Below are 12,056 nucleotides of genomic sequence, written 5' to 3'. Positions count from 1 at the left end.
CATGCGGTTCTTGATTTCTTTTCTTTTTTTCGCCCTTTATCCCCAGCTGCTCCTTGCGGCCCCCATCATATTCCCAGCTCTTTCCGGCAAAGCGGACGTGCGCACGCTGGTCGTCTATTCATCGCTCGACGAGCCGCTTGCAAAGCCGATGATCATCGGTTTCCAGCGGGCCAATCCGGATGTTGCCGTGCGCTATGAGGACATGCTGACCGGAGAAATCTACGACCGCATCATCAAGGAGACCGACGCCGGAATGAGGACGGCGGACTTCGCCTTTTCTTCCGCCATGGACCTGCAAGTCAAGCTCAGCAACGACGGTTACGCCCAGCGCAGCGACCTGCCGATGAGCGACCGCTGGCCGGCCTGGGCCAACTGGCGCAACACCGCTTATGCGCTGACCTTCGAGCCCGCCGTCTTCGTCTACCACAAGCCAAGCTTCACCAAGGAAAAGCCGCCGTCGACGCGCGCGGAATTCATCGATTACCTGAAGCGCCAGGGGGCCGCCGTCTTCGGCAGGATCGGAACCTATGACATCGAGCGGTCGGGCGTCGGCTTCCTCTTCATGTCGCGCGACCAGGAACAGTTCGGCGATATCTGGGATGTCATCCAGGCCATGGGTGCGGCGGGCGTCAAGCTCTACTCGACCAGTGAAGCAATCCTCGAGCGCGTCGCCGACGGCCGCTTCGTGCTCGGCTACAACATCCTCGGTTCTTATGCGGCCGATTGGGCTGCTCGGCATCCGGATGTCGGCATCGTTCTGCCGAAGGATTATACCGTAGTGATGTCGCGTATCGGCCTCGTGCCGCAGGCCGCCGCCTCCCCCGACCTCGGCCGGCGCTACCTTGAATTCTTCATGTCCAAGGAAGGCCAGACGATCATGGCGCGGGAACTGCAAATCCCGGCCGTCAGCCCCGAAGTGGCTGGCGAGAACACCGCCAACACCATGCAGGAGATGCTTGGCGGCCAGTTGCGCCCCGTCCCTGTGAGCCCGGGCCTGATGGTCTACCTCGATCAGGTGAAGCGCTCACGGCTGATTGCCAAATGGAACGAGGTTCTGAGGCTTCATTGACCGCAGTGGACGGAAGCGCGACACCTCTGGCCAAGCCGGAAACGCTTCAGCCTTCGGCCTTAAACTGTCTTCCGCGGGCGCCCGGACCGTGAGGCCTGCGCTGAGAGATTCAGCTCAACGGCGGCCAAAATCAATGCCTTCAAAGCCTCTTCGTCGATCGCCTCGCCTTCATGTATGTCGATGGCGCGCCGGACATTGCCTTCAAGGCTGGCGTTGAAGAGACCGGCCGGGTCATCGAGCGCTGCCCCCTTGGCAAAGGTCATCTTCACCACCGCTTTATAGGTCTCGCCGGTACAGATAATGCCGGCATGTTCCCAGACCGGAACACCCCGCCATTTCCATTCCTCGACCATGTCAGGATCGGCTTCCTTGATCAGCTTGCGGATCTGCGCGAGCGTCGCTCCGCGCCAGTCGCCAAGTTCGGCGATCCTCGCATCGATCTGACTGGAGGCGGAAACGGCCTCTTCCGCCACGTCGTCGTTTTTCGCCTTTGTCGTCGCTTTCGCCATCGAATTTACTCTCCCATCTGCCGGAGCTCGCCTTGAGGCGGGCTCGGCGCAACCCTGTCTTCGCCTTGTCGGCGTTGCTTCCTCATACCTAGGCTCGGGCCGGCTGGCGGCAATATCCCAGTCGCGATTCGAGGTTCCGCCGCGAAAGCCGATCGGGAACTTGTTCAGTTTGAACGCCGGGGACCGGCAACATCGCCTGTCAGCGCATGCGAGAACCTAAGATTCCGTAAACGGTGCGATAGGATTTTCGCATTCGGGGCTTGATGTCAGCTAAATGTCAGCTTTCTATGGTGCCTTAAGGTCACTGGCACCCGTGGAGGCGGGCCGCCGGTTGCGTACTGGGAGGAAACCACCAATCCGGTCAAGCGATAAGGGTCGAAAGAGCCCGTCGCCGTCTTCCCGTTCGCACACAGCAACAACGTGCGCGGTGAAAACGCGCCTCACGGAGGACTGACCTTGAAACACATTTTCCTCGCAACGATTCTCGCCGGCGCCATGTCGCTCCCGGCGGTTGCCGCTGACTACACGATCATTGCTCCGGCAAACCCGGGCGGCGGCTGGGACCAGACGGCCCGTTCGCTTCAGACGGTGCTGCAGCAGGAAGGCATTTCCGGCAACGTTCAGGTCCAGAACGTACCGGGCGCCGGCGGCACGATCGGCCTTGCCCAGTTCGCCAGCCAGCAGAAGGGCAACGCCAACGCCCTGATCGTCGGCGGCTACGTCATGGTCGGTGCAATCCTCACCAACAAGTCCCCGGTCACCCTTAAGGACGTTACGCCGATCGCGCGCCTCACCGGCGAATACGAAGCTGTCGTCGTTCCGGCCTCGTCCGATATCAAGACCATGGGCGACCTCGTCGAAGCCCTGAAGAAGGATCCGGGTGCTGTGTCCTGGGCTGGCGGCTCGGCCGGCGGTACCGACCACATCGCTGTTGGCCTGATCGCCAAAGCGGCCGGCGTCGACCCGACCAAGATCAACTACATCGCCTATTCCGGCGGCGGTGAAGCACTCGCTGCTATCCTCGGCAGCCAGGTTACCGCAGGTATCTCGGGCTACGGCGAGTTCGAATCGCAGGTTAAGGCCGGCACGCTTCGCCTGCTCGCCGTCTCGAGTGCCGAGCGTCTTGCCGGCGTCGATGCTCCGACGCTGAAGGAATCCGGTCTCGATGTGACAGTCGAAAACTGGCGCATGATCGCTGCTGCTCCGGGCCTCTCAGACGAGCAGAAGGCCGCCGTAACCGCCGATATCGAGAAGCTTGCGAAGTCCGCCGGTTGGCAGGAAGTCCTGAAGACCAAGGGCTGGCAGGACAGCTATCTCGCCGGTGACGCCTTCAACACCCAGCTCGACAAGGACGTTGCGGCGACCGAAGGCGTTCTCAAGGACATTGGACTGGTGAAATGACCAAGGGGCATCACCCTTCAACTGCAACGCGTCGCCCGGATCGGGCGGCGCTCTTCATCGCGGTGGTTCTCGCCGCTATCGCTGGACTCATTTTCTGGGATGTGTCGCGCCTGACCGGCGCTGCCGGCTACTCCCAGGTCGGACCGACCACGGTCCCCTATGCGATCGCCTTCTGTCTTTTTGGCCTTGCGATCTGGACCGCGATCGAAGCGTTTCGCGGCGATTTTCCGGAGCGCGAGCGCCAGGAAGTCGCTCCGGTTGTCTGGATCGTCGGTGGTCTTGCCGCCCAGATGCTGCTGTTAAACATTGCAGGTTTCTCGATCGCCACCGGCATTCTGTTCGCGTTGACCGCACGTGGTTTCGGCAAGCGCAAGCTCTGGTTCTCGCTCCCCGTCGGCATTGCGATCTGCTTTGTGGTGTGGGTAATCTTCGCCAAGCTCCTGCTTCTGTCGCTGCCCGCGGGGCCGCTTGAACGCCTGTTCTTCTAAGAGGGCCGACGACCATGGCTACTTTTGAATTCCTGATGCAGGGATTGCTGGTTGCTGCGCAGCCGATGAACCTGCTCTACGCGCTGATCGGCGTGACGCTCGGCACGGCGGTTGGCGTCCTGCCCGGCATCGGCCCGGCCCTGACGGTTGCGCTCCTGCTGCCGGTCACCTACCGTCTCGATCCCGGCGGCTCGCTGATCATGTTTGCCGGCATTTACTACGGCGGCATGTATGGCGGCTCGACCACGTCGATCCTATTGAACACGCCTGGCGAAAGCGCCTCGATCGTGACTGCGCTCGAAGGCAACAAGATGGCGAGAGCAGGACGCGGCGGGCCAGCGCTGGCAACGGCCGCGATCGGCTCCTTCGTCGCCGGCCTGATCGCCACGCTCGCTCTTGCCTTCATCGCGCCTTACATCGTCAAGCTGGCCCTGGTTTTCGGTCCGCGCGAATATTTCGCACTGATGGTTCTCGCCTTTGTCACCGTTTCCTCGGCCTTCGGCGACAGCACCCTTCGTGGTCTGACGTCGCTGTTTGTCGGCCTCGCGCTTTCCGTCATCGGCATCGACCAGCTGACAGGCCAGGCACGTCTTTCCTTTGGCGTTCCCGAACTGCTTGACGGCATCGAGGTCACGACGCTCGCCGTTGCCATGTTCGCGATTGGCGAGACGCTCTACATCGCGGCACAGGGCGACAAGGGGCCCGACAAGGTCGAGGCCGTCCGTGGCTCGGTGTGGATGAATGCGGCCGACTGGGCACGTTCCTGGAAGGCTTGGCTGCGCGGTACGCTCATCGGCTTCCCGATCGGCGCTATGCCGGCTGGCGGCGCCGAAATCGGTACCTTCCTGTCCTACGCCACCGAAAAGCGCCTGACGAAGCATCCGGAAGAATTCGGCAATGGCGCGATCGAAGGCGTCGCCGGTCCGGAAGCGGCCAACAACGCCTCGGCCGCCGGTACGCTCGTTCCGCTGCTGACGCTCGGCCTGCCGACCACGGCAACCGCGGCGATCATGCTTGCCGGCTTCCAGCAATATGGGCTCCAGCCCGGACCGCTGCTGTTTGCGACCAATCCGCAGCTCGTCTGGGGCCTGATCGCCAGCCTGCTGATCGCCAACTTCATGCTGCTGGTCCTGAACCTGCCGTTGATCGGTCTTTGGGTGAAGCTGCTGACCGTTCCGAAGCCTTGGCTCTATGCTGGCATCCTCCTGTTTGCCACGCTCGGCACCATCGGCGCCAACCCGTCGGTCTACGAACTCGGCATGCTGCTCGCGTTCGGCATGCTCGGCTACGCCATGCGCATCTTCGGCTATCCGATCGCGCCTGTCGTTGTCGGTCTGATCCTGGGCCCGCTCGCGGAACAGCAGCTGCGCCGCGCGCTCGCGATCAGCCAGGGGGACTACTCGGTCCTGTTCACCTCGCCGATTGCCGCAGGCCTCCTGATCATCGCAGCTGCAGCGCTGATCGTACCGCTCATACTTCGGGCCCGTGGCCGCGGCGAAGTCCTTTCGCAGCTCGCCGCCAACGAAGACTGAGCCCCAATAACAATCGGGTCCGGAAACCCTTTCGGACCCGATCGACATAGCGCCTTCTCCCAAGGCCTATCCGCAGGTCCGGCCGGTTTGAAAACCGACCGGGCCTGCTTCCCTTGCATGGCTGGCCTGTCCGATTGTGCATTGCAATAAGACCGGCCAGACCCCATCTTTTGCTCATCAAAGAGAAAACGAAAGCGAGCAAGAAGATGGCTACCACAACTTATCACAAGGGTTTCATCGGTCGTGCATTCGCAGTTCTCGGCGCTGCTAGCGCTGCCGCCGCCGCTGTCGAAGGTCACCGCCGCCCGAAGGCAAGCGACCTGCGCACGCTCGGCATCGACCCAGCGAACTTCCCGGACACGCGCCGCGGCTAACAAATTCCAGCGCCCTGAGGGGCGCCTTATCCTCCCAAGGACGAAAAACGGCTCGGGGTCGGAAGACCACCGGGCCGTATTGTTTTGAAGCACAAGGCGCCAATCGCTAAATTGCGGGCCTCGCACCCTAACCAATCGATGGCGCGCGCTGTCTGCGACCGACGGCCGGAACGGAAAGACGCGGACCGTCGTACTTTGTGAACGTGAGAGTTTGACGACGCCCGCTGCGCCTCTTCTGTCAGTCCGCCTCCGGCACCAACTATTCCATGACCAGATGGCCGCGATTGAGATCTTGAGTTTCCGAGCAGGTTGGCGGCGCCTTAACCGTTTGTTCGAAACCGGTGGCCGAGAACGAGATGCTCCCGACATTGCACTCTATCCCGTAGAGCCAAATGCGCGTCCCGTTCGGCGATCGAGCTTCGAGGCGGTTAATGTCGCTGATGAAGCAAAGAAGATTTCCGTCGTAGTCGAGATTTATTTTCAGATCGAAGACATTGAAAAACGTCAGGACGCATGGCGAAATATCGAATCCTGTTTGGTGCCAGCGGAACATATAGTCGATGTCGAAGGACAGGTTGAACCTTTGGTCCAGCAACTTGATCGCGTAAAGACGGCAATCATGCCACCCCATGTTATTGAAATCCGCGTCCGTCCATTTTGCCTTTATCACCATCGGCATTCCTGTGATTTTGCCACTGCCCGTTTAGACGAGGGCACCGCGCCAGTTTCTAACTGAGATGATGGAGTTTGCCGCGGCGTCCGCCAGGCCAAGCTCTTGGCGCATAGCTGGCGTGTCCGATTGTGCATTGCAAAAAGACCGACCAACCCCCATCTTTTGCTCATAAGAGAGAAAACGAAAGCGAGCAAGAAGATGGCTACCACAACTTATCACAAGGGTTTCATCGGTCGTGCATTCGCAGTTCTCGGCGCTGCTAGCGCTGCCGCCGCCGCTGTCGAAGGTCACCGCCGCCCGAAGGCAAGCGACCTGCGCACGCTCGGCATCGACCCCGCGAACTTCCCGGATACGCGCCGCGGCTAACAAATACCAGCGCTCTAAAGGGCGCCTTATCCTCCCAAGGATGAAAAACGGCTCGGGATCGAAAGATCGCCGGGCCGCTTTGCATTTGAGGGTGTCAGCGAGATTTTCCGAACGGCAGGAAATCTCGCAATCGGGTCCGAAGGATCTGGGACCAGGGAACCTCGGCATCGATTGCTGTGTAGCCGGCCCGCGTCAGTGAGAACTCGACATGACCGGCGTCGTCCTGCCGGCGGACCATGTATTGCATGTTGAGCGCACGGAAGACCGCCGCATGCAGGTCCTGCGGCCAATCGATGTCTTCGGCCGGCACGCGATGCGCACCTGCCCTGTACAGTTCCTCGAGCACATTCTTCAGATCGTCAGCCAGCATACGTTCCTTATCCGGTGTGCTGCGTGAGTTGACAACGCGGCACGGTCGAACCGAGCCGAAAGAAAAACGGCCCGCCGTTTCCGCCGGGCCGCTTCTGATTTGCAAGGAGCTCGCCGCTTAGGCTTCTGCGCGAGCCCGCTCTTCCTCGCGCCCGCCGGCAAGTTCTTCCTGGCGTTCCCGCTTGTTGTAGCGGATCGACGACCAGAGCGAGATGCCGATGAGCGCAGCACCGCCGAGGCCGGTGATGACTTCCGGAATGTGGACGAGCGTCTGGAAGTACATGACCACCGAGAGGATCAGGATCGCGTAGAACGCGCCGTGTTCCAGGTAGCGATATTCGCTGAGCGTACCCTTTTCGACGAGCATGATCGTCATCGAGCGCACATACATGGCACCGATGCCGAGGCCGATCGCGATGATGAAGAGGTTCTGCGTCAGTGCGAAGGCGCCGATAACGCCGTCGAACGAGAAGCTGGCATCGAGAACTTCCAGATAAAGGAAGGCACCGAAGCCGCCCTTTGCTGCAGCGCTCATGGTTTCCTGCTGCGCATCGAGCAGGCCACCGACCACCTCAACCACGAGGAAGGTCAGAAGGCCATAGATCGCCGAATAGACGAAGGTGTGCACGTCCGCCGGCTCAAGCAGCGTCGAGAAGCCAAGGATGAGAGCGAGGACGAATGCGATCTCAATGCCCTTGATGGTCGCAAAACGCGCCATCTTGGTTTCGACCCACTTGATCCAGTGCACGTCCTTCTCATGGTCGAAGAAGTAGCTGAGACCGACCATCATCAGGAAGGTGCCGCCGAAGGCCGCGATCGGCAGATGCGCGTCGTTCATGATGCGCGCGTATTCTTCGGGCTTGCTTGCCGCCAGAACGATCGCTTCGATCGGACCGATCTTCGCTGCGATAACGACGATCAGGAGCGGGAAGACGATACGCATGCCGAAGACGGCGATGAGAATGCCCCAGGTCAGAAAGCGATGCTGCCACTCGGGCGTCATGTCCTTGAGCTTGTTGGCATTGACGATGGCGTTATCGAAGGACAGGGAGATTTCGAGCACCGCAAGCACGGTACAGATGAAGAAGACGGAGGCCATGCCACCGATGGTGCCGGTCGACTGCCAGCCGAGCCAGGCGCCGAGCACAAGGCCGACCGCCGTGACGATGAAGGCCCAGGTGAAATAGCCGAGCGCGCTCGAATGCGATTGAGGCTGGTTCATCGACGTGCCTCCTTCGCGCGGACGACGCCGGATTCGGTGAAAAGATGAGGTTTCAAAACAGAAATGCGCACGGCCGAAGGGGCACATGCGTGAGGCATGAGATCAGTTTTCATGGGAGCTAATCCGCCGGCTAATTTGCTGGCGGTACCGACATCACGAGAGCGCCGTAAAAACTCTCGCCAGAGGGGCCCGGCACCAGTGTTCGACCCGCGATCCGATGTCTGGACGGCGGGAACGTTTGACTAATTAGCAGTGTCAGGCGGAACGTCAAGGGGGCGGCCACTCGCTTTGATGGTGGATCGCCAAACGGTTGTTGCCAAGCTCTGTCTTGGTTCGGCTGCCGCCCCGGACGCCGCCGCCCATTCATTCGCAAAACTTATGGTTCCATATGCACACGGCAATGGATCGGCCGCGCTGAATGTGGCATGGCGTGCGCAACTTATCGAAGGCCCTGACATGACCGTGATCTCCGCCCCCATAACCGCCCCGAACGCCGCCCGCACCGGTGTTCTCATCATGCTGCTCGGCATGCTGATGTTTTCGCTGAACGACGTCATGGGGAAATGGCTGGTCGCGACCTACTCCGTCAGCCAGTTGATGGTGATCCGAAGCGTTGCGGCGCTTCTGTTCCTGTCGCCCTTCATTCTCAGGCGCGGCCTGCGCTCTATGTTCCAGGTCGAGCGTCCCGGCCTCCAGGCCCTTCGCTCGCTGCTCTTTGCCATCGACGCCTCCGCCTTTTATTTCGCGGTCGCCTACATGCCGCTCGCCGATACCATGACCTACTGGCTGGCCGCGCCGATCTATGTGGCGGCGGCCTCGCCGTTCCTGCTTGGCGAAAAGGTTGGCTGGCGGCGCTGGACGGCGATCCTCATCGGCTTTGCCGGCGTTTTGATCGCGCTCGAGCCCTCCAAGGAAAGCCTCGGCCTTCCGGCCTTGATTGCGCTTGCCGGCAGCACCGCCTTCGCCTTTGCCCTCATGCTCGGTCGCACGCTCCGCTCCACGCCTGACACGACGCTGGTCTTCTGGCAGATCGTCGGCGCGCTCATCTTCTCGCTCGTCGGCGTTGCCGCCAATCCCTCCGGCTGGGCGCCGGTCGACGGCGAAGCGCTGTTGCAACTCGGCGCGCTCGGCATCGTGGCGATGCTCGCGCATATCCTCGTCAATCGGTCGCTCAAGCTCGCCGATGCCGCCACCGTCGTCCCGCTGCAGTACACGCTGCTCTTCTGGGCCGTCGTCTTCGGCTGGTTCTTCTTCGGCGACACGCCGCGCCCGACCGTGCTCGTCGGAGCGGCATTGATCGTCGCCTCGGGCCTCTTCATCTTCTTCCGCGAACAGCAGTTGAAGAAGCGAAAGACAAAAGCCTGATCTCCCGCCCGGCGGGGTTCCCTCATCGGCGACACTCTGCTACGCCGCCGAGATCAAAGCGTGAAGGAGATATGCCCGTGGCCAAAGCGATCCATTCGATGATCCGTGTTCTCGACGAGAAACGATCGATCGATTTCTATCGTGTGGCCTTCGGGCTCGAAATCGCTGAACGGCTGGAGTTCGAAACCTTCGTGCTGATCTACCTCAGGAACGGGGAAAGCGAATTCGAGCTTGAGCTGACGGTCAACAAGGACCGGAGCGAGCCCTATGCGCTCGGTGATGGCTATGGTCATCTGGCGTTGTCGGTCGACGACCTCGACGCCGAACATCAGCGGCTCACGGAAGCCGGCCTCAACCCGGGAAAGATCGTCGACTTCAACCGAGACGGCGCGCTGCTTGCCCGGTTCTTCTTCGTGGTCGATCCCGACGGTTACAAGGTCGAAGTGCTGCAGCGCCACGGTCGCTACAAGTAGGACCTGGCCGCCAGACAGATCAACCAAAACAATACCGATTATCGCGCCTATCTATTTCGCTTATAGACAAGCGCGACTTAGTCTTCCCCGGAAGCATCAAGAATGATGCGCAACAAGGGGAACGCGAATGAAGAAGCGGATTGCAGCAGCAGTGCTCGCCATGATGGCGGCAACGGCCGTTTCGGCCCAGGCCGCCGAAAAGATCAAGATCGGCACGGAAGGAGCCTACCCTCCCTTCAACTTCATCGACCCCGCCGGCAAGATCGGCGGCTTCGACGTCGACATCGGATTAGCACTTTGCGAGCGCATGAAGGTCGAATGCGAAGTCGTCGCGCAGGACTGGGACGGCATCATTCCCGGTTTGGTCGCCAAGAAATACGACCTGATCATCGCTTCGATGTTCATCACCGAGGAACGCAAGAAGCAGGTCGCCTTCACCAATCCCTACTACCTCGCAGCCATGACGCATGCGGCCCCTAAGGGTGCAGGCTTTACCGAGTTCACCAATGAAGCGCTCAAGGGCAAGGTGATCGGCGCGCAGTCGGGCACGACCCAGGCCGACTACATCACCGCCACCTATCCCGACGCGGAGATCAAGCTTTATCCGACCCAGGACGAGGCCAATCTCGACATGGTCAACGGCCGCCTCGACCTGCAGGTGGGCGACATGCTGCCGCTGCTCGACTGGGTGACGAAGAATGCCGACGGAAAGGCATGCTGCGAACTGATCGGCGAGCCCATCACCGACAAGAAATTCGTCGGCGAAGGCGTCGGCATTGCCGTGCGCCAGGAGGACAACGACCTGCGCGAGCGGCTGAACAAGGCCCTCGACGAAATCCGTGCCGACGGGACCTACAAGAAGATCAACGACAAGTACTTCACCATCGACGTCTATACGATGAAGTGACGCATGGATGGCCGGTCGGCACGGCCGCTTCGAAAGACCGGCCGCACCCCAAGGGCGCGGCCGGCCTGTTTATGGCTAGGCTTCGCTCACCGCGCGCTGCTTCGCCACGATCGCCTTGAATTCGGGATCGTCGACGAGCGATTGCACGGCCCAGTAGCCCTCGAGCCACTCGGCCTCGCCTTCCCAACCGCCATCGACAAGCTGGCGGAGATTGGCAAGCGCCCGGGTGCGGTCGCCGGCAAGCGTCCAGGCTCCGGTCGCGTGGAAGCGATACCAGTTGATGTGATCGCTCGCCCGCTCCAGATGCAGCCCCCATTCCCGGCAAGTATCGAGATCGAGATCGCCGACGTTCTCCGCCGGCAAGTTTCCGCTATAGGCAACATGCCGATCGCGTTCGATGAGGCCGATGCCGTTGGCAATCGCGATCGACCCCTTGTTCGAGGCGTGCGTGTGCCATTCGATATCGGGCCGACCTCGCTTGACGCACTCGGCAATCGTCGCAGCCGCCGCCGCCTTGCCGAGCCCCAGGCGCCGATAGCCAGGCTCGGTCCCGACACCCACTTCGCAACGGGTGCCGCTGACGCTGTCGGTTGCGCAATGGCTGACGATGGACCCGTCGTGAAGCACGCAGAAGCCGATGGCGTTTTCCAGGAAGACTTCGGGGGAGGCCCAGCCTTCCATAAGATCGGTCACGGTCTCGATATCGCCGGGTTCCAGATCGAGCAGGCGCTGGTCGATCGGCACGAGGCGGAAGCCGTCAGGCAACGCCGTCGCCGCGAGGCCATGACTTACTGCCGGCAAACCCATCCTGACGCGCGGATGCGGGCGGGCGAAGCCATTGGACCAGATGTCGCCCAGACGATCGGACCAGCGGTTTTCGACGAAGAAATAGGCCCAGTCGGGGATCAGTTCCTTCAGCTCGGCAAAGCTTTCGCCCGCCTCATCGGGCAGGCCCGCGAGATAGTAGGCATCGCCATTGGCGAGCAACGCAACGCGCGGCTCTACCGCGCGATCGACCCAGACTTCACCCTCTAGGGTGCCGTCGAGTACGGCAGCGATGGCCACGTGGGTGGAGGAAAGGTCCTTTAGGACGGATTGAGCAGCCGGATAGGCGGCTTGTTCGAGTAGAAACATGAAAATGCAATCCTGTTGCGGCGGGATATGCCATCCCTGACGCCAGAAGAAAGAGTGGAGACGATCAGGTCGTCCCGTTTCAGACCGGCTTCAGCCGACCGGCGCACGGCGTTGGACACTGTCATCTTGTTACCTCTCTCTACCTGCGCCCTCGGATCGGACGCGATTGCAATT

At 61.2% G+C, this 12,056-nt stretch carries 14 protein-coding genes; 9 read left to right on the top strand and 5 right to left on the bottom strand.

Annotation, left to right across the window (positions count from 1 at the left end; translation table 11 throughout):
• The first annotated feature begins 1 nt into the window (after nt 1).
• Nucleotides 2-1,069: an ABC transporter substrate-binding protein gene (locus tag JVX98_RS07480; protein WP_205236359.1), complete on the top strand. Its 1,068-nt coding sequence runs from the start codon at nt 2-4 to the stop codon at nt 1,067-1,069.
• 59 nt (nt 1,070-1,128) lie between these two features.
• Here JVX98_RS07480 and JVX98_RS07475 read toward each other — a convergent pair whose 3' ends face one another.
• Entirely contained in the window at nt 1,129-1,578 is a 450-nt protein-coding gene (locus JVX98_RS07475; RefSeq protein ID WP_205236358.1) for a DUF1801 domain-containing protein, read from the bottom strand.
• Between the two features lie 456 nt (nt 1,579-2,034).
• Between JVX98_RS07475 and JVX98_RS07470 the strand changes: the two genes are divergently transcribed.
• From JVX98_RS07470 to JVX98_RS07455, 4 genes are all read left to right on the top strand, one after another.
• Nucleotides 2,035-2,979: a tripartite tricarboxylate transporter substrate binding protein gene (locus JVX98_RS07470; RefSeq protein ID WP_205236357.1), complete on the top strand. Its 945-nt coding sequence runs from the start codon at nt 2,035-2,037 to the stop codon at nt 2,977-2,979.
• Nucleotides 2,976-3,467 carry a tripartite tricarboxylate transporter TctB family protein gene (locus tag JVX98_RS07465; RefSeq protein ID WP_205236356.1) on the top strand — a complete coding sequence of 164 codons (492 nt, stop codon included), beginning with the start codon at nt 2,976-2,978 and terminating at the stop codon, nt 3,465-3,467. The genes JVX98_RS07470 and JVX98_RS07465 overlap by 4 nt, the downstream gene beginning before the upstream one ends.
• 14 nt (nt 3,468-3,481) lie before the next feature.
• Nucleotides 3,482-4,999: a tripartite tricarboxylate transporter permease gene (locus JVX98_RS07460; protein WP_205236355.1), complete on the top strand. Its 1,518-nt coding sequence runs from the start codon at nt 3,482-3,484 to the stop codon at nt 4,997-4,999.
• A gap of 206 nt (nt 5,000-5,205) precedes the next feature.
• Nucleotides 5,206-5,373, top strand: a complete 168-nt coding sequence (locus JVX98_RS07455; protein WP_089045897.1) for a hypothetical protein — start codon at nt 5,206-5,208, stop codon at nt 5,371-5,373.
• Between the two features lie 259 nt (nt 5,374-5,632).
• Here the strand turns inward: JVX98_RS07455 and JVX98_RS07450 are convergent, their stop codons facing one another.
• Nucleotides 5,633-6,046 carry a hypothetical protein gene (locus JVX98_RS07450; RefSeq protein WP_205236354.1) on the bottom strand — a complete coding sequence of 138 codons (414 nt, stop codon included), beginning with the start codon at nt 6,044-6,046 and terminating at the stop codon, nt 5,633-5,635.
• Between the two features lie 198 nt (nt 6,047-6,244).
• On the opposite strand from JVX98_RS07450, the gene JVX98_RS07445 reads away from it, so the two are divergent.
• Nucleotides 6,245-6,412, top strand: a complete 168-nt coding sequence (locus JVX98_RS07445; RefSeq protein WP_089045897.1) for a hypothetical protein — start codon at nt 6,245-6,247, stop codon at nt 6,410-6,412.
• A 94-nt stretch (nt 6,413-6,506) separates the two neighbouring features.
• Here JVX98_RS07445 and JVX98_RS07440 read toward each other — a convergent pair whose 3' ends face one another.
• Together JVX98_RS07440 and JVX98_RS07435 are read right to left on the bottom strand one after the other, a co-directional pair.
• Nucleotides 6,507-6,782: a hypothetical protein gene (locus JVX98_RS07440; RefSeq protein ID WP_205236353.1), complete on the bottom strand. Its 276-nt coding sequence runs from the start codon at nt 6,780-6,782 to the stop codon at nt 6,507-6,509.
• 117 nt (nt 6,783-6,899) lie between these two features.
• Nucleotides 6,900-8,003, bottom strand: coding sequence for a DUF475 domain-containing protein (locus tag JVX98_RS07435; RefSeq protein ID WP_205236352.1), 1,104 nt, complete (start codon nt 8,001-8,003; stop codon nt 6,900-6,902).
• A 456-nt stretch (nt 8,004-8,459) separates the two neighbouring features.
• On the opposite strand from JVX98_RS07435, the gene JVX98_RS07430 reads away from it, so the two are divergent.
• The 3 genes from JVX98_RS07430 (at nt 8,460) to JVX98_RS07420 (ending at nt 10,748) form a co-directional block, all read left to right on the top strand.
• Nucleotides 8,460-9,368, top strand: coding sequence for a DMT family transporter (locus JVX98_RS07430; RefSeq protein ID WP_205236351.1), 909 nt, complete (start codon nt 8,460-8,462; stop codon nt 9,366-9,368).
• Nucleotides 9,369-9,445: 77 nt separating this feature from the next.
• Complete coding sequence (locus tag JVX98_RS07425) at nt 9,446-9,841, top strand: VOC family protein (protein WP_205236350.1); 396 nt, start codon at nt 9,446-9,448, stop codon at nt 9,839-9,841.
• A gap of 127 nt (nt 9,842-9,968) precedes the next feature.
• Nucleotides 9,969-10,748 carry an ABC transporter substrate-binding protein gene (locus JVX98_RS07420; protein ID WP_205236349.1) on the top strand — a complete coding sequence of 260 codons (780 nt, stop codon included), beginning with the start codon at nt 9,969-9,971 and terminating at the stop codon, nt 10,746-10,748.
• A 75-nt stretch (nt 10,749-10,823) separates the two neighbouring features.
• Here JVX98_RS07420 and JVX98_RS07415 read toward each other — a convergent pair whose 3' ends face one another.
• Entirely contained in the window at nt 10,824-11,882 is a 1,059-nt protein-coding gene (locus tag JVX98_RS07415; protein ID WP_205236348.1) for a GNAT family N-acetyltransferase, read from the bottom strand.
• Nucleotides 11,883-12,056: the final 174 nt, after the last annotated feature.

The sequence above is a fragment of the Ensifer sp. PDNC004 genome, from assembly GCF_016919405.1.
In the GTDB taxonomy this organism is placed as follows: domain Bacteria; phylum Pseudomonadota; class Alphaproteobacteria; order Rhizobiales; family Rhizobiaceae; genus Ensifer.
This window is presented reverse-complemented; position numbering and strand designations above follow the sequence as displayed.